Origin of the sequence: Kytococcus aerolatus, assembly GCF_900187395.1 — a bacterium.
Taxonomy (GTDB): Bacteria; Actinomycetota; Actinomycetes; order Actinomycetales; family Dermatophilaceae; genus Kytococcus; species Kytococcus aerolatus.
The window spans coordinates 1,333,362-1,349,686 of sequence record NZ_FYEZ01000001.1; the positions used below are offsets into that span (position 1 = coordinate 1,333,362).

Annotated in this window: 14 protein-coding genes and 2 tRNA genes; 3 read left to right on the forward strand and 13 right to left on the reverse strand. The window is 72.1% G+C overall.

Annotation, left to right across the window (positions count from 1 at the left end; all coding sequences use genetic code 11):
• The first annotated feature begins 83 nt into the window (after nt 1-83).
• Nucleotides 84-3,038: a protein kinase domain-containing protein gene (locus CFT82_RS06290; protein ID WP_159461876.1), complete on the forward strand. Its 2,955-nt coding sequence runs from the start codon at nt 84-86 to the stop codon at nt 3,036-3,038.
• Here the strand turns inward: CFT82_RS06290 and CFT82_RS06295 are convergent.
• On the reverse strand, nt 3,021-3,746 hold the full coding sequence (locus tag CFT82_RS06295) for a DUF881 domain-containing protein (RefSeq protein ID WP_088818127.1): 726 nt from the start codon (nt 3,744-3,746) through the stop codon (nt 3,021-3,023). The two genes, CFT82_RS06290 and CFT82_RS06295, sit on opposite strands and share 18 nt — an antisense overlap.
• A gap of 186 nt (nt 3,747-3,932) precedes the next feature.
• On the opposite strand from CFT82_RS06295, the gene CFT82_RS06300 reads away from it, so the two are divergent.
• Nucleotides 3,933-4,196: a cell division protein CrgA gene (locus CFT82_RS06300; protein ID WP_088818128.1), complete on the forward strand. Its 264-nt coding sequence runs from the start codon at nt 3,933-3,935 to the stop codon at nt 4,194-4,196.
• 143 nt (nt 4,197-4,339) lie between these two features.
• On the opposite strand, the gene CFT82_RS06305 is transcribed toward CFT82_RS06300, so the two are convergent.
• Nucleotides 4,340-5,287, reverse strand: coding sequence for a rhomboid family intramembrane serine protease (locus CFT82_RS06305; RefSeq protein ID WP_088818129.1), 948 nt, complete (start codon nt 5,285-5,287; stop codon nt 4,340-4,342).
• 11 nt (nt 5,288-5,298) lie between these two features.
• The gene (locus CFT82_RS06310) at nt 5,299-5,817 is read right to left on the reverse strand and encodes a peptidylprolyl isomerase (protein WP_088818130.1); all 519 of its coding nucleotides are present in this window, start codon (nt 5,815-5,817) and stop codon (nt 5,299-5,301) included.
• A gap of 118 nt (nt 5,818-5,935) precedes the next feature.
• Here CFT82_RS06310 and CFT82_RS06315 point away from each other — a divergent pair, with 118 nt between their 5' ends.
• Nucleotides 5,936-7,042, forward strand: a complete 1,107-nt coding sequence (locus CFT82_RS06315; protein ID WP_088818131.1) for a hypothetical protein — start codon at nt 5,936-5,938, stop codon at nt 7,040-7,042.
• A 110-nt stretch (nt 7,043-7,152) separates the two neighbouring features.
• On the opposite strand, the gene CFT82_RS12050 is transcribed toward CFT82_RS06315, so the two are convergent.
• The 10 genes from CFT82_RS12050 to gnd form a co-directional block, all read right to left on the reverse strand.
• Complete coding sequence (locus tag CFT82_RS12050) at nt 7,153-7,284, reverse strand: DLW-39 family protein (RefSeq protein WP_234994294.1); 132 nt, start codon at nt 7,282-7,284, stop codon at nt 7,153-7,155.
• Nucleotides 7,285-7,301: 17 nt separating this feature from the next.
• Complete coding sequence (locus CFT82_RS06320; protein ID WP_088818132.1) at nt 7,302-7,604, reverse strand: hypothetical protein; 303 nt, start codon at nt 7,602-7,604, stop codon at nt 7,302-7,304.
• Nucleotides 7,605-7,686: 82 nt separating this feature from the next.
• Nucleotides 7,687-7,762, reverse strand: a tRNA-Ala gene (locus CFT82_RS06325).
• A gap of 12 nt (nt 7,763-7,774) precedes the next feature.
• A tRNA-Ile gene (locus tag CFT82_RS06330) sits at nt 7,775-7,851 on the reverse strand.
• A 124-nt stretch (nt 7,852-7,975) separates the two neighbouring features.
• A complete protein-coding gene (locus CFT82_RS06335) occupies nt 7,976-8,449 on the reverse strand; it encodes a DUF3566 domain-containing protein (protein WP_088818133.1) in 474 nt (157 codons plus the stop codon).
• Nucleotides 8,446-11,037: a DNA gyrase subunit A gene (gyrA, locus tag CFT82_RS06340; RefSeq protein WP_088818368.1), complete on the reverse strand. Its 2,592-nt coding sequence runs from the start codon at nt 11,035-11,037 to the stop codon at nt 8,446-8,448. The genes CFT82_RS06335 and gyrA overlap by 4 nt, the downstream gene beginning before the upstream one ends.
• A gap of 189 nt (nt 11,038-11,226) precedes the next feature.
• On the reverse strand, nt 11,227-13,317 hold the full coding sequence (gene gyrB / locus CFT82_RS06345; protein ID WP_088818134.1) for a DNA topoisomerase (ATP-hydrolyzing) subunit B: 2,091 nt from the start codon (nt 13,315-13,317) through the stop codon (nt 11,227-11,229).
• 228 nt (nt 13,318-13,545) lie between these two features.
• Nucleotides 13,546-14,091 (reverse strand): DUF721 domain-containing protein, encoded by a 546-nt coding sequence (locus CFT82_RS06350; RefSeq protein ID WP_234994295.1) that lies wholly within the window; start codon nt 14,089-14,091, stop codon nt 13,546-13,548.
• On the reverse strand, nt 14,088-15,257 hold the full coding sequence (gene recF / locus CFT82_RS06355; protein WP_088818135.1) for a DNA replication/repair protein RecF: 1,170 nt from the start codon (nt 15,255-15,257) through the stop codon (nt 14,088-14,090). The genes CFT82_RS06350 and recF overlap by 4 nt, the downstream gene beginning before the upstream one ends.
• A 37-nt stretch (nt 15,258-15,294) precedes the next feature.
• On the reverse strand, nt 15,295-16,275 hold the full coding sequence (gene gnd / locus CFT82_RS06360; RefSeq protein WP_088818136.1) for a phosphogluconate dehydrogenase (NAD(+)-dependent, decarboxylating): 981 nt from the start codon (nt 16,273-16,275) through the stop codon (nt 15,295-15,297).
• Between the last annotated feature and the right edge of the window lie 50 nt (nt 16,276-16,325).

Genomic DNA, 16,325 nt, shown 5'->3' on the forward strand with positions numbered 1-16,325 from the left:
CGATGGTGGGGGACGAACGGCCACGGCCCGCTGGCCCCACGGACGCCGCCCCAGCAGAACCCGACTTCACGAAGAGGTGCACGATGAACGACCGCCGGCTGGGTGACCGCTACGAGATCACCGGGACCCTGGGGCACGGCGGCATGGCCGACGTCCTGGAGGCCCACGACCTCCGGCTGGCGCGCACCGTGGCGATCAAGCTGCTCCGCGAGGACCTCTCCCGGGACCCGGAGTTCGTGAAGCGCTTCGAGTCCGAGGCCCTCGCCGCCGCCCGGCTGAACCACCCCGGCATCGTCTCCGTCTTCGACGTCGGCGAGGACGCACCGGAGGTGCGCGGTGGGCTGGCCCGCCCGTTCATCATCATGGAGCGCGTGGACGGATCCACCCTCCGCACCGTCCTCGACGCCCGCGCTCCGCTGCCGCCGCGGGAGGCGGCCGACATCGCCGCCGACGTCCTGGCAGCGCTGGAGGTGAGCCACCAGCAGGGGATCGTCCACAACGACGTGAAGCCGGGCAACGTGATGATCACCGCCTCCGGGCAGGTCAAGCTCATGGACTTCGGCATCGCCCGGGCCCTGAGCGATCTCTCGGTCACCCTCATCGAGCAGCCGGGCACGGTGCTGGGCACCGCGAAGTACATGGCGCCCGAGGTGGCCATGGGCAACCCGGCCGTCGCGGCGTCGGACATCTACGCCCTGGGCTGCGTCCTCTTCGAGATGGTGACCGGCCGCCCGCCCTTCACCGGGGACCCCGGTGCGCTGGTGACCCAGCACCTCAACGTCTCCCCGCCACGTCTGTCGGCCATCCAGCCGGGCCTGCCCGCGGACCTGGACGCCGCCATCCAGCACGCCCTGGCCAAGTCGCCGTCCGCGCGCTGGTCGTCCGCCGCGGAGTTCGAGGCCGAGCTGCGGGAGATCGCGCGTCATCTGGTCGACGACGAGCGCGCCGCCACGAACGTGGTGGGCAGCGCCCGGACCGACCGGGAGAGCGCGGTGGCCGCCGACGAGGCCACGCGCCGCCCGTCCGCCCGTTCCGGCGGGTCCTCCACGGCGGCTGGGTCGACGACTGCAGCCGGGGTCGCCGGGGCGGCGGGGGCACTGGCCGGGGTGACGGCCGTGGGTGCCGCCGCCGGCCCGCAGGACACCGGCACCGCTGGCGGGTCGGCGCAGGGGGTCGGAGGGTTCACCCCGCTCCCCGTGGACGACAGCACCGGCACGGGCCCGGAGCAGACGACGGATCCCGCCCAGACCCCGTTCACCCCCCTGGAGGTGGGCGCTGACGCGTCGGGCGAGGTGCGCGATCCCGAGCCCAGCCCGCTCACCCCGCTGGACACCGACGTGACCGCGGCCGTGCCCACGGAACAGCCCGCCACGCAGCCCACTGCGGAGCCCACTGCGGAGCCCACGGAACAGCCCGCCAGTCCCTGGGAGGACATCCCGCGCTTCTCGGCCGACGAGACGAGCCGGGTGCCGGCCCCGGACCCCGCCCCGACCGCCCGCATCGACCGGGCGGCCGACGACAGCCCGGCCGCGCGCGTGGCCGCCGCGGAGGCGGGTACTGCCGTGTCCGGGTCGACCTCCGGTGACGCCCCGCCGGACAGCGAGGTGATCCGCCTCGGGCACACCACCCGCATGCAGGTCGAGGAGGCCGCCGCGGCGCCCGCCGGGCAGGACGACGAGCGGGACGACGAGCGGGACGACCGGGTGGCCGGAGCCGCCGGGCTCGCGGGGGCCACCGCCGTCACCGCCGGGGGTGCTGCGGCCGCGGCCGGCGTCACCGGAGCCGCGACGGGTACGGGCCAGCCCGGGCTCGGCGGCTGGAACGACGGTGCGGACGAGGCCGCGCACGTGCACACGGAGCACGGCGCGGAGACCACCGTGCTCGGCGCCTCGGAGGGCTCCGGGGCCGGTGGGACCGGCAACGACCATCCGTGGGGCGAGGGCGAGGGCGGCGAGGGCGGCGAAGGCGGCGGCCTCCCCCGGTGGGCGTGGCTGGCGGGTGGTCTGGGAGCCCTGGCCCTGGCCGGAGGAGGTGCTGCAGCACTCGGCCTGCTCGGCGGGGACGACCCGGAGCCCCAGGGCCCCAGCGTGACCGACAGCCCGGAGCCCGGCGGTGCCGCCGAGAGCACCAGCTCCGAGCTCGGCTCGGCCGACCCGAGCTCGGGGAGCAGCGGCAGTGCCTCCTCGGAGACCTCCGACGAGAGCTCGGAGGGTGAGCGGAGCTCCACCTCCGAGGAGGGTGACTCCTCCAGCACGTCCTCCACCCAGGAGGAGTCCTCCGGCAGCCCCGCGGAGGACGAGGGTGCCCCGACCGGGGAGAGGTCGACCGACTCCCCGGAGGAGGACGGCACGGCCGCCGAGCCCACGGCACCCGTCGACGAGGGGCGCACCGGAGACGACGAACCGACCACCACCGAGGGCCGTCCGGACGAGCAGCCGACGCCGGACGACCCGGTGCAGGACGATCCGACCACCACGGAACCCGCACCCGCACCCGAGCCGACCCAGGACGAGACGACCACCACCGAGCCGAGCCCGACCCAGGACGAGACGACCACCACGGAGCCGGAGCCCGCGCCGACGCAGGACGGCCCCACGACGACCGAGCCGGACCCGACCACGTCCGAGCCGAGCCCGACGCCGGACGACCCGACGCAGGACGACCCGACGCAGGACGAGCCCACGACCGAGCCGGAGCCCGCACCGTCCCAGGACGGCCCCACGACGACCGAGCCGGACCCGACCACGTCCGAGCCGAGCCCGACCCAGGACGACCCGACCACCACCGACCCGGACCCGAGCACGTCGGCGACCGAGCCCGCGCCCACGGAGGCTGATCCCGCCCCGACGCAGGACGAGCCGACCCAGGACGATCCGACCACCACCGAGCCGGACCCCACCTCCGAGACCTCCTCGGTCTCCGACGATCCGTCCCCGACGGACCCGGTCAGCGACCCCGAGCCGGACCCCTCGAGCGAGCCCACCCCCGGCGAGAGCGGCTCGCAGGAGCCGGGCCCCACCTCACCCAGCGCGGTCTGAGCCGGAGCTCCCGGTCCGGGCCCCGGGCCGGGACTTCTCGGCCACGGCCTCCTCGAGCAGGATCGTTCCGCTGTAGGGCGGCAGCTCCACGGTCTCCTGGGGCGTCTGCTCGTAACCCAGGCCGACGAGGTCGGTGTACTCACGCATCATCTGCACCTCCACCGACCCGTCGAGCATCGCCTCCATGTCCTCCACCGGGCCCACGGCACGGATGACGAAGGGTGGCGAGTAGACCCGTCCCTGGAGGATGAGCGTGTTGCCCACGCAGCGCACGGCCGAGGTGGAGACGATCCGCTGGTCCATGAGCTGGATCCCCTCGGCACCACCGGCCCACAGGGCGTTGACGACCGCCTGCACCTGCTCCTGGTGGATCACGAGGTCGTTCGGACCGAATCCCTCGGGCACGCGGCTGCCGCGCAGGGGGGAGTCGTCCAGACGCACCTCGATCCCCTCGCCGCGCACCTCGGTCAGACCGGCCTGACGCGCCACGGGGTCGTCCCGGTCGCTGACGCCCCGCTCCACGGCGATCTGCTCCACCTCCGCCCGCAGCGCACCGACCTCGTCCTGCTTGGCCCCCACGGTGCGGTCCAGCTCGGCGAGCGCCTCGGAGCGGTCCGCCTGGGCGGGACGGATGTCCTCCCCCTCGGAGACCGTCGCGGACACCGCGAAGATGAGCCCGGCGGCGACGCCGACCAGGGGGACGGCCATGCCCCATCGTGATGTCATCGACCGGCCCTCCTGCCCCTTCGTCCCCGCCGGCGGTGTCGGCTTCCCCGGCACTCGATGCGTCTGCTCCCGGCGGGTGCGAGCCAGTCTCGCACGCAGGTGCGGGAGGATGTCTCCCGACGTGGCGCGGCCCGCCGGGCCCCCGCAGCCGATCACCGAGGAGCGACGATGACGAACCTTCCCCCCGAACTGCGTGACGCCGAGGAGCACGACGACCCGCGTCGCGCGGAGATCCAGTCCCAGGCCGCCGGGGTGAACCCGCGGTGGTTCGTCCCGCTCATGGTCGGCCTGCTGGTGGTGGGGATCCTGTGGGTGGTCGTCTACTACGTGACCCAGGGGCAGTACCCGATCGGCTCGATCGGGCAGTGGAACGTGGCCGTCGGGATGGGTCTGCTCATGTCGGGCTTCGTCCTGGCGACCCGCTGGCAGTAATCCCTCCACAGGCGTTTCCCCTGCAGCACAAGGACTTCCAGGGTTTCTCCACAGGTTGTCCCCAGAAGACTCCCGGAGCGAATGACAACGGTGTGGTTATCCCCAGCTCATCCACAGGCTGGGGAGAACCACACCGTTGTCATTCAGCCCAGGTAGTTCGGGACACCCCACAGGCTCCACACCGACAGGGCCACGAGGAGTCCCAGCACAGCCGCCACCGTGCCCCACACGAGGCCGGTCCGCCGCGTGCGGTGACCGCGCACCATCCCCCAGGCCAGGACGAGGCCGGTCAGCGCTCCCCCCAGGTGCGCCTGCCACTCGATGTTGGGGGCCACGAAGCCGATCACGGCGTTGATCCCCAGCAGCACGAGCATGGGCGTGGGGCTCTCGCCCCGGGCGTGACCCACCACGAGCATCGCGGCGAAGAGCCCGAAGACGGCGCCCGAGGCCCCCACGCTGGGCGAGAACCAGTCCCCCAGGTCGTGCGCCAGGAGGTCCGGCTTCCGCGCCAGCAGCAGGGAGCCCACGCTGCCCCCGAGGCCGCTCACCAGGAAGAGCGCCAGGTAGCGGAGCTGGCCGAGGGTGCGCTCCAGGTGGGAGCCCACCATCCACAGGGCCAGGCCGTTCATCATGAGGTGCGTCGGCCCGCTCGGTGAGTGCAGGAAGACGCTGGTGAGGAAGCGCCACGGCTCGCTGGCGGCCAGGGCCGGCACGAAGGACCCCCGGTCGGTGGTCCCGGGCACCACCAGCTGCAGCAGCCAGGCCGCGACGCACAAGCCGAGCAGGACGTACGTGACCGGCGTGCTGTCCCAGGATCCGATCCGGACTCCCCCCAGGGCGGCCCGTTGGCGCGGGATCGCGGCCGAGGAGGCACGCACGCACTCGCTGCACTGGAAGCCCACCGGGGCCTGGCGCCGGCAGTCCGGGCAGACCGGGCGGGAGCAGCGCTGGCAGCGGATGCGTGTGGCCACCTCGGGGTGGCGCGGGCACAGGTCGACCTCCCCACCCGGGCCCTCCGTCGGGCCACCGAGCGGCGGGGGCTCGGAGGGTCCGTGCGGGTCGTGCGGGCCGGGCGGGGAGGTCGGGTTCATGCGGTGCTGCGTCAGCCCTGGACGGTGACGCCGGTGATCTCCACCTTCTCCACCGGGGCGTCCATGCGGCCGGTCGGGACCTGGGCGATGGCGTCGACGACCTGCTGGCCCGCGGCGTCCTTCACCTCGCCGAAGATCGTGTGCTTGCCCTGCAGGTGCGGGGTCGGCGCCACGGTGATGAAGAACTGGGAGCCGTTGGTGCCCTTGCCCATGCGCTTGCCGGCGTTGGCCATGGCGAGCAGGTAGGGACGGTCGTAGGACAGCTCGGGCGAGATCTCGTCGTCGAACATGTAGCCCGGGCCGCCGGTGCCGGTACCCAGCGGGCAGCCGCCCTGGATCATGAAGCCGTCGATGATGCGGTGGAAGGTCAGGCCGTCGAAGTAGGGGGTCGGGTTGGTGCGCCCGGCGTCGTCCTTGTACTCCTTGGTGCCCTGGGCGAGGCCGACGAAGTTCTCGACCGTCTTGGGCGCCTGGTTCTCGAAGAGCTCGACCGGGATGTCCCCGTGATTCGTGTGCAGGATGATGTCCATGGCGTCATCCTCCCAGACGGAGGTCCGACGACGCGCCTCACACCCGCCACCCCGAGGTGGAGAACTGCCCCCCCTTGGGTGCAGGATGGTGGGAGATCACCACGACCGAGGAGGATCCGTGCTCGAGAACCCGTTCCGCAAGAAGACCGCCAGCGAGCGTCTCGCCGAGGGGGCCCGTAGCCGCTTCTCGGCTGCCGCGGGCGCCACCCAGGGCGCTGGCCTGTCCGCCCGCGACAAGGGCTTCGAGGCGGCCGACTCGGTCGCCTCCACGGCCAAGGGGGCTGGTGACTCCCTCTACGCGGCAATCGTCCCCACGATCGCCGGCGCCTTCGCCGCCGCCCGCTCCGCCACCGCCCGCGGGGTCGACGAGGGCGTGGAGCGTTCCGCCTCCCGCGTGAGCTCCGGCCTGGAGTCCGCCCCGGACCAGATCGACTCCGCCCGTGACTGGCTGGTCGAGGACCTGCTCCCGCGCATCCAGGAGATGGTCGACCACGCGGTGGACGCCAAGGACGAGGCCGCGGACGAGGACGGCGCCCTCTCGGCCCTCGCCGGGGAGACCGTCCGCAAGCGCCCCCGCAAGGGTGGCGTGCTCATGCTGCTCGGCCTGGCCCTGCTGGGTGGCGCCGGGTACTTCTGGTACACCGACGAGAAGCGTCGTCAGGGTGACCCGTGGGGCAAGGTGCGCACCGTCGTGGAGGACCCGTGGGCCGCCCGCAACGAGCGCCGCGCCGTCTCCGCCGCTGCCAACCCGGGCGCCGGCACCCTGCCGAGCCGCCACACCACCCACACCGAGCAGGTGGACCACACGTCCGCCGAGGGCCACCACCGCACCCCGTCCGAGGCCGCCGCCGCCCGCGCCGGCACCGGCCCGGTCTCCGCGCTGGCGACCCCGGCCACGACCTCCGCCACCCCGGCGGGCACCGTGACCACCACGACGACCACCTCCACCCCGGCGGCCACCACGACCACCTCGGCCGTCGGTGACGCCGCGCAGCGCCCCACGGGCGACGGCCGTCAGTCGGTGGCCCCGGCCGGTTCCGGTCTGGGTCAGGACGCCGCGACCGGCCCCATCGCCACCGGTCACGCCCGCAGCGCCGACGAGATCGCCGGCGACAACGCCCCCACCCAGTCGATCCCGACCGTCGGTGAGCGGCTGAACCCGCGCGACCAGCGCCCGGCGGACAACAACCCCTATCTCGAGGACGAGGCCGACCAGCGCAGCTGAGGCCGCGCCCCGCGGGGCACGTGCTGAGGGGGACCACCCGTTGGGTGGTCCCCCTCAGCACGTGCGGGCCTTCCCGGCACGGGATCCGCGCCCTCGCCCGTGGCCGGCGCTCAGGCCTGCGGCGGGAGGTCGTCGGTGGCGACGGCCCACAGCTCGGCGGTGCGGACGCTGCGGCGGGAGATCTGGCGGGCGGCCAGGGCGGCGGCACCGGCCAGCGTGGCGGCGATGATCAGCTTCTTCATGGGACCAGCCTATGTGCTCAGGAGGCCTCGGGCGTCGCCACCGTGGCCTGCGGGACCAGGCGGAGGAATCCCTCGGCCACGAGCTCGTCCACGACCTCCCCCAGCTGGTCCACGGCCTCGGCGGGGTGGTCCGGGAAGTAGGAGAGCACCGCCTTGACGAGATCGGGACGTCGGAGGCTGCCCTCGAGCAGCTCGTCCCACACGAGCACCGCCGGCCCCTGCAGGATGCGGATGGGCCCCGACGGCAGCAGCGCGAGCACCACCTCGTCCTCCCGGTCCACGTGGGCCACGTTCTCCGCGCGGGCGATGACAGTGTTCATGCCGTGGAGCGTAACCGGTGCGGGGGAGGGCCGGCGCGGCGGACACGACGAAGGGCCGCCCTCTGGCGAGGACGACCCTTGGTGGTGGAGCCTAGGGGACTCGAACCCCTAACCCTCTGCTTGCAAAGCAGATGCGCTACCAATTGCGCCAAGGCCCCGGGGGGGCTTGCTGGTGGGCCTAACTGGACTTGAACCAGTGACCTCTGTCTTATCAGGACAGCGCTCTAACCGACTGAGCTATAGGCCCGTGACCACGTCACCGTGATGCGAGGGGATACGGTACACGACTTCCTGCGATCGGACCAATCGTCCGGTGGCGGCCACCTCCGGGCGCAGCACGCCCGGCCCGGTGTCCGCCGCCTCCACGACGGTCAGTCCTCGTAGAGTTCCACCTGCAGACCGCCCACCAGGGAGCTCATGAGGTTGTAGATGAGCGCCAGCAGCAGACCGAGCAGGGCGACCACCACGGTGTTGATCACCGCGAAGACGGTGGTGAAGGTGAGGACGGTGCCCAACCCCATCATGTCGGTGAAGCTGCTGGCCCCCTCCTCCTCGGTGGAGCTCCCGGCGAACTCGCCGACCAGGGAGTTCACGTCCTCGAACACGCCCAGGGTGTTGAGCGCGACCCAGAGGATCGTCACCAGCCCGATGGCCGCCAGCCCCAGCGCCACCCCGGTGAGGAAGGACAGCTTGAGGGCGGAGAGGGGGGAGACCCACCCGAGGGTGGCCGGACGCAGCGTGCGCTCCCCGGCCTCCGACCGGGCGGAGCGCCCGCCCTCGACCCGACGAGCGCCCGTGGGGGTGGCACCGCGGGAGGATGCCGTTCGACGCGGGGTGGTGCTCACTCGGCCTCCTGCGGCTCGGTGCTCTCGGCCCCGTCGAGCTCCTCGACCGGGTCCTCGTCGTGCTCGGGCTCGGTGCGGGCGACCGCCACGATGTGCTCCTTCTTGCCCGGGTCGGCGAAGCGGACACCGGAGGTGTCGCGCCCGGTGGTGCGGACCTCGGCGACCCGGCTGCGAACGACCTTGCCGGAGGACATGACCACCATGACCTCGTGGTCCTCGCCGACGACGAGGGCGCCGACGAGGTCGCCGCCCTTGTCGGTGGACTTGGCGACCTTCACGCCGAGCCCACCGCGACCCTGCAGACGGTACTGCTCGAGCTCGGTCCGCTTGGCCATGCCGTTCTCGAAGACGACGAAGATCTCGGCGTCGGAGACGTGGTCGGCCGGCACCACGCGCATGGCGAGCAGGTCGTCGTCCTCGCGGAAGCGCATCCCGGTCACGCCGGAGGTGGCGCGGCCCATCGGGCGAAGCTGGTCGTCGCTGGCCTGGAGGCGCAGGCTCTGGCCCTTGCGGCTCACCAGCACCAGCTCGTCCTCCGCGCCGCACAGCTCGGCGCCCACCAGCTCGTCGCCCTCACGGAGGTTCACCGCGATGAGGCCGCCGGAGCGGGGGGAGTCGTACTCGGCCAGACGGGTCTTCTTGACCAGGCCGTTGCGGGTGGCCAGGACCAGGTAGTCGGCCGCCTGGTAGTCCTTGATGGTCAGCACCTGGGCGATCTTCTCGTCCGGGCCGAAGGCCATGATGTTGGCGACGTGCTGGCCCTTGGAGTCGCGCGATCCCTCCGGCAGCTCCCAGGCGCGGGCCCGGTAGACCCGGCCGGCGTCGGTGAAGAAGAGCAGCCAGTCGTGGGTGCGAGTGGTGAAGAAGTGGTCCACCACGTCGTCGGCCCGCAGGGCGGTCCCGCGCACCCCCTTGCCACCGCGGCGCTGCGAGCGGTAGGCGTCCACCCGGATCCGCTTGGCGTAGCCGCCGCGGGTGATGGTCACCACAACATTCTCGTCGGGGATGAGGTCCTCCATGTTGACCTCGCCGTCGCTGGGCACGATCTGGGTGCGTCGCTCGTCGCCGTACTTGTCGACGATCTCGGCGAGCTCCTCGGAGACGATGCTCCGCTGCCGCTCCGGCCTGGCGAGGATGTCCTGGTAGTCCTCGATCATCGCCTGCAGGCGATCGTGCTCGTCGATGATCTTCTGGCGCTCCAGCGCGGCCAGGCGGCGCAGCTGCATGTCGAGGATCGCGCGGGCCTGGATCTCGTCGATCTCGAGGAGCTCCATGAGGCCGTCACGGGCCTCCTCCACGGTCGGCGAGCGGCGGATGAGGGCGATCACCTCGTCGAGCATGTCGAGAGCCTTGAGCAGGCCGCGCAGGACGTGGATCTGGTCCTCGGCGCGCTTCAGGCGGAACTGCGTCCGGCGGACGATGACCTCGATCTGGTGGTCCACCCAGTGGCGCACGAAGGCGTTGATCGGCAGGGTGCGGGGCACGCCGTCGACCAGCGCGAGCATGTTGGCCCCGAAGGACTGCTGCAGCTGGGTGTGCTTGTAGAGGTTGTTGAGCACGACCTTGGCCACGGCGTCGCGCTTGAGCACGATGACCAGACGCTGGCCGGTGCGGCCGGAGGTCTCGTCGCGCAGGTCGGCGATGCCCTGCAGCTTGCCGGTCTTCACCAGCTCGGCGATCTTCCGCGCCAGGGCGTCGGGGTTGACCTGGTAGGGCAGCTCGGTGGCCACCAGACAGGTGCGTCCCTGGATCTCCTCGACCTCGACGACGGCGCGCATGATGATGCTGCCGCGGCCGGTGCGGTAGGCCTGCTCGATCCCGGACTGGCCCATGACGAGGGCGCCGCTGGGGAAGTCCGGGCCCTTGATGGTCTTGATGAGCTCGGCCTGGAGCTCCTCCTTGGTGGCCTCCGGGTGCTCCAGCAGCCACTGGCAGCCGGCGGCGACCTCACGGAGGTTGTGCGGGGGGATCTGCGTGGCCATGCCGACGGCGATGCCGGCGGACCCGTTGACCAGGAGGTTCGGGAAGCGGGCCGGGAGGACCTTCGGCTCCTGCGCACGGCCGTCGTAGTTGCCCTGGAAGTCGACCGTGTTCTCGGTGATGTCGCGCACCAGCTCCATCGCCAGCGGCTGCATGCGGCACTCGGTGTACCGCGGGGCGGCGGCACCGTCGTCACCGGCGGAGCCGAAGTTCCCCTGGCCGTCGACCAGCGGGTAGCGCATGGCCCACGGCTGGGCGAGGCGCACCATGGCGTCGTAGATCGCCGAGTCGCCGTGGGGGTGGTAGTTGCCCATGACCTCGCCGACGACGCGGGAGCACTTGTTGTACCCGCGGTCGGGTCGGTACCCGCCGTCGTACATGGCGTAGACGATGCGGCGGTGGACCGGCTTGAGGCCGTCGCGGACGTCCGGGAGCGCGCGCGACACGATGACGCTCATGGCGTACTCGATGTAGCTGCGCTGCATCTCGGCGTTGAGGTCGACCGGCTCGACCCGGCCGCCCTGGGGGATCACGTCGTCCACCGGCTGCGGCCCGGGGAGCGTGTCGGCGTCCTCGCCGTCTACCGGCTCCTCGGCCTCCGGGGCCATCGCCTCGTCGGCCTGGTCGTCGGCCTGGTCGTCGTTCCCGAGGATCGCGTCGACGGAGTCGCTGGAGTCCCCGAGGGCGTCGTCGTTCGGCTCGTCGCCCGTGGGGTCCTGCGGGGGCTGCTCGCTCACAGTCTCTTCCTCAGTCTCTCGTGGTCTCTAGAAAGTCTTAGAACGTCGTACAAGACGGGATCAGATGTCCAGGAATCGCACGTCGTGGGCGTTGCGCTGGATGAACGACCGGCGGGACTCGACGTCCTCGCCCATGAGCACCGAGAAGACCTGGTCGGCCGCCGCGGCGTCGTCCATGGTCACCTGGCGCAGGACGCGGAAGTCCGGGTCCATGGTGGTCTCCCAGAGCTCCTGGTAGTTCATCTCGCCCAGACCCTTGTAGCGCTGGATGCTGTTCTCCTTGGGCAGCCGGCGGCCCTTGGCCTGCCCGGCGGCGATCAGGGCGTCGCGCTCCCGGTCGGTGAAGGCGAAGTCGTGCTCGGCATTGGTCCACTTGATCCGGTACAGCGGCGGCTGGGCGAGGTAGACGTACCCGTGCTCGATGAGGGGCTTCATGAAGCGGAAGAGCAGCGTGAGCAGCAGGGTGCGGATGTGCATGCCGTCGACATCGGCATCGGCCATGAGCACGATCTTGTGGTACCGCGCCTTGGTGATGTCGAACTCCTCGCCGACGCCGGTGCCGAAGCTCGAGATGAGCGCCTGCACCTCGGTGTTGGCGAGGATCTTGTCCAGCCGCGCCTTCTCCACGTTCAGGATCTTGCCGCGGATCGGCAGGATGGCCTGGTTGAAGGGGTTGCGCCCGGCGACGGCCGAGCCACCGGCGGAGTCGCCCTCGACGATGAAGACCTCGGAGACGGTCGGGTCGTTGGACTGGCAGTCCTTGAGCTTGGCCGCCAGGCCGCCGGACTCCAGCAGGCCCTTGCGGCGGGTGGCCTCGCGGGCCTTGCGGGCGGCCATGCGCGCCGTGGCGGCCTGGACGGCCTTGTTGACGATGGCCTTGCCCTCGGTGGGGTGGGCCTCCAGCCAGTAGCCGAGCTGGTCGGACATCGCGCGCTGCACGAAGCCCTTGACCTCCGAGTTGCCGAGCTTGGTCTTGGTCTGGCCCTCGAACTGCGGCTCGCCGAGCTTCACCGAGACGACGGCGGTCAGGCCCTCGCGGACGTCGTCACCGGTGAGCGCGGGGTCCTTCTCCTTGAGCAGCTTGTGGGTGCGGGCGAACTCGTTGACCAACCGGGTGAGGGCCGCCCGGAAGCCCTCCTCGTGGGTACCGCCCTCGTGCGTGTTCACCGAGTTGGCGTAGGTGTGGACCGACTCCGAGTAGGCGGTGGTCCACTGCATCGCGATCTCCACCTGGAGCATCCGCTCGGCGTCCTCGGTCTCGAAGGCGATGATCTCGTCGTTGACCGTGTCCGTCTTCTTCGACCGGTTGAGGTGGCGCACGTAGTCCAGCAGACCGTCGTCATAGCGGTAGGTGACGGTGCGCGGCTTGGCCGGCGCCCCGGCCTCCGGGGCGTCCTCGGGGGAGGCGGCGGTGGCAGAGGCCTCGGCACCCTCGGGGGCGTCGGTGGCCTCGGCGATGTCACCGGTCTCGTCGTCCAGGCCCTCGTCCCCGGCGTCGGAGGTGCGCACGCGCTCGTCGGTGAGCTGGATCGTGAGGCCCTTGTTGAGGAAGCAGGTCTGCTGGAAGCGGGCCCGGAGGGTCTCGTAGTCGAAGTCGGTGCTCTCGAAGATGTCACCGTCCGGCCAGAAGGTGATCGAGGTGCCGGTGTCCTCGGGGTCGATCGCCTCGTCCCGGCTCAGCGGGGCGGTGGGCGCGCCATGGTCGAAGGCGACCCGGTGCACGTGGCCCTTCTGCCGGACCTCCACCTCCATGCGGGTGGAGAGGGCGTTCACCACCGAGGAGCCCACACCGTGCAGACCACCGGAGACGGCGTAGGAGTCGCCGCCGAACTTTCCACCGGCGTGCAGCTGGGTGAGCACGAGCTCCACACCGGACATGCCCTCCTGGGCGTGGATGTCGGTGGGGATGCCACGACCGTCGTCGATGACGCGGACGGCGCCGTCGGGGAGGATCGTCACCTCGACGCGGCTGGCGTGGCCGGCCAGGTGCTCGTCGACGGCGTTGTCGACGATCTCCCACACGAGGTGGTGCAGGCCGCGCTCACCGGTGGAGCCGATGTACATGCCGGGGCGCTTGCGGACCGCCTCGAGGCCCTCCAGCACCTGGAGCGAGCTGGCGTCGTAGGTCGGCGACGAGGTCTGGTCGGACACGAAGGGGCACTCCCTGCATAGGTGGGCTTCGACTGCTGCGCCCGCGCGGGCGCACGCGAACACGGCATTCTACCTCGCGCGGCCCCGATCGGGGCACCCCGAGCGGCCGACACCGGCCCGAATTCGACGCGCTGTGCCCCTCAGACCGGACGAGCGGGCCCGGCGCCGTGGGCGGGTATGGCTCCGCACCCCTCAGACGGGCAGAACCGCCGTCCACGGCGCGGGACCTCAGCCGTAGGTGTCGCGCGGGCCCCGGCCGGGGAGGCTGCGCCGCCCGTGCTTCCAGGACGGCGCCGCCGGCCCCACGATCCGGACCTCGGTCACCACCCCGTACCCGAGCTCGTCGTCCAGCCGGGACTGCAGCGTCGCGGTGAGCATCGTGAGCTGCGTGGCCCAGGTGGAGGACTCCGCCCGCACCACCAGCCGCCCGTCCTCGAAGGAGATCGGCTGGCTGTGCGCGGCCACGTCGGCCCCCACGATGCCGAACCAGTCACCCATGACGCGGCCGATCTTGAGGTCGTCCTCCCAGCCGCGCTCACCGACGAGCCGGCCCAGCTCCGAGCCGAGCGTCTGCGGGTCGCGGCTCGACCGCCGGTAGCCGCCACCGGTGGTGCGCTTCTTCCTCCGCCGCCCCGGTGCGCCCGGGCGCAGCCCCCGGGCCCGGGCCATGTCCCGCAACCGGGCCAGGGTGAGGTCCGCGGCGTCGAACTCCGGCTCGGCGACCGTCTCCTCGGCCGGGGGGCGGGGGTCCCGGTGCGTCGGCTCGGTGCTCACGCGCGTGCCACCGCCTGCCCCGGGGTGACGTCCACGTAGTGCGCCGTCGCCCGCAGGGACTCCGGGATGTCCTCCTCCACGGCTGCGGTGACCAGCACCTGCTCCGCCCCGGCCACGTGCTGCGCGAGCCGCTCCCGCCGCCCGGCGTCCAGCTCGGCGAAGACGTCGTCGAGCACCAGCACCGGGTCTGTCTCCAGGTCGGTGCGCAGCAGCTCGAAGGCCGCCAGCCGCAGGGCCAGCGCGAAGGACCACGACTCCCCGTGGCTCGCGTAGCCCTTGGCCGGCAGCTCGCCCAGCCGCAGCTCCAGCTCGTCGCGGTGCGGCCCCACCAGGGTGATGCCCCGGTCCAGCTCGCGGGGCCGCAGCTCCTGCAGGGAGGCGGTCATGAGCTCGGCGAGCACCTCCCGCTCGGGCACCTCGGCGCCCTCGGCCAGCTCCTGCTCGAGGCGCTCGGCCTCGGCGCCGGTGAGCGACCAGCGGTAGGCGATCTCGGCCCGGCTGGGGGAGTCACTCACCTCCGCGTAGGCCGTCGAGACAAATCTCCGCAGATCTCGGATCAGACGTAGACGGGCGTAGAGCAGGGAAGAACCCAGCATCGTGAGGTGCACGTCCCACGCATCGATCAGCGCATCGGCCTGCGGACCCCGCTCCCGGCGGGCCCGCAGGTCCTTCACCAGGGCGTTGCGCTGCCTGAGCACCTGCGCGTAGTCGGCCTGCACCCCCGCCCAGCGCGGCTGGCGCGCCACGAGCAGGGCGTCGAGGAAACCCCGCCGCCCGGCCGGGTCGCCCTTCACCAGGGCCAGGTCCTCCGGGGAGAAGAGCACCGTACGCAGCGTGCCGAGCAGCTCCCGGGAGCGCGGCAGCGTCGTCCGCCCCAGCCGGGCCCGGTTCGCCCGCCCGGGCACGATCTGGATCTCGGCGACGGTCTCGTGGCCGTCGCGCTCCACCACAGCACGCACGATGGCGTGCTCCGCCCCCATCCGCACCAGCGGCGCGTCGCTGGAGACGCGGTGGGAGCCCAGCGTCGCGAGATACCCGGCGGCTTCCACCAGGTTCGTCTTGCCCTGCCCGTTGCGACCCACCAGGACGGTGACCCCGGGCTGCAGGTCCAGATCGTTCTCCGCGTACGAGCGGAAGTCCCGCACCGCCAGGTGACGCAGCCTCATGCCGCTCCCACGCCCGGGAGCGGCAGCACGGCGCTCCTCACGCGTCGTTGTCGGCGGCCCCGGGGGTGGCCTTCCCTCGCGTGTGCTGCTGCTCGGCCGCCTGGTGCACCTGGGTCGGGCGGTCCCACGGCTCCTGACCGAGCTGCATCACCTCGTGACCACCGAAGCCGCCCCGCAGGGCCGCCACGGCCTGCATGGCGGGGGAGTTCTCCTGGCGGGAGGTGAAGCGGGAGAAGAGCGCCGCGGAGATCACCGGCATCGGGACGGCGTTCTCGATGGCCTCCTGCACCGTCCAGCGGCCCTCCCCGGAGTCGGTCGTGTAACCCGAGACGCCCTCCAGGCCGGGGTTCTTCTCCAGCGCGTCCACGAGCAGGTCCAGCAGCCAGGAGCGCACGACCGTGCCGCGGCTCCAGGCCTTGAAGGCCCCGGGGACGTCCTTGACGATGTCCTTGGCCATGAGCAGCTCGTAGCCCTCGGCGTAGGCCGCCATGAGGCCGTACTCGATGCCGTTGTGCACCATCTTCGCGTAGTGGCCCGCGCCCACCTCGCCGGCGTGGACGAAGCCCTCCTCACGGGGGCCCTCTGGACGCAGCGCGTCGAAGATCGGCATGGCCAGCCCCACGTGCTCCTCGCGGCCACCACACATCAGACCGTAGCCGTTCTCCAGGCCCCAGATGCCACCGGAGACGCCACAGTCCACGTAGCCGATGCCCTTCTCCGAGAGCAGCTGGTCGTGCGCGAGGTCGTCCTGGTACGGCGAGTTGCCGCCCTCGATGACCAGGTCCCCGGCCTCCAGGTGGTCGGCCAGCATCTCGATGTTCATCCGGGTCGGCCGGCCGTGGGGGACCATCACCCACACCACCCGCGGGGCCCGGAGCGTCTCGCAGAGCTCGGCGATGCTCTCCACGTCGCGCAGCTCCGGGTCGAGGTCGAACCCGACGACCTCGTGGCCGGCCCGCTCGAGCCGGGTCTTCATGTTGCCGCCCATCTTGCCGAGGCCGATCATTCCGAGCTGCATGCCAACTCCTGCGTCATCAGAGGACTGGGGGGATCGTGGGAGGTCAGAGG

Excerpts from the sequence above, each read along its gene's own strand:
- CFT82_RS06290 (WP_159461876.1), top strand. The coding sequence starts at position 84 with ATGAACGACCGCCGGCTGGGTGACCGCTACGAGATCACCGGGACCCTG.
- CFT82_RS06295 (WP_088818127.1), bottom strand. The coding sequence starts at position 3,746 with ATGGCCGTCCCCCTGGTCGGCGTCGCCGCCGGGCTCATCTTCGCGGTG.
- CFT82_RS06300 (WP_088818128.1), top strand. The coding sequence starts at position 3,933 with ATGACGAACCTTCCCCCCGAACTGCGTGACGCCGAGGAGCACGACGAC.
- CFT82_RS06305 (WP_088818129.1), bottom strand. The coding sequence starts at position 5,287 with ATGAACCCGACCTCCCCGCCCGGCCCGCACGACCCGCACGGACCCTCC.
- CFT82_RS06310 (WP_088818130.1), bottom strand. The coding sequence starts at position 5,817 with ATGGACATCATCCTGCACACGAATCACGGGGACATCCCGGTCGAGCTC.
- CFT82_RS12050 (WP_234994294.1), bottom strand. The coding sequence starts at position 7,284 with ATGAAGAAGCTGATCATCGCCGCCACGCTGGCCGGTGCCGCCGCCCTG.
- CFT82_RS06320 (WP_088818132.1), bottom strand. The coding sequence starts at position 7,604 with ATGAACACTGTCATCGCCCGCGCGGAGAACGTGGCCCACGTGGACCGG.
- gyrA (WP_088818368.1), bottom strand. The coding sequence starts at position 11,037 with ATGGCCCCGGAGGCCGAGGAGCCGGTAGACGGCGAGGACGCCGACACG.
- recF (WP_088818135.1), bottom strand. The coding sequence starts at position 15,257 with ATGAGGCTGCGTCACCTGGCGGTGCGGGACTTCCGCTCGTACGCGGAG.
- gnd (WP_088818136.1), bottom strand. The coding sequence starts at position 16,275 with ATGCAGCTCGGAATGATCGGCCTCGGCAAGATGGGCGGCAACATGAAG.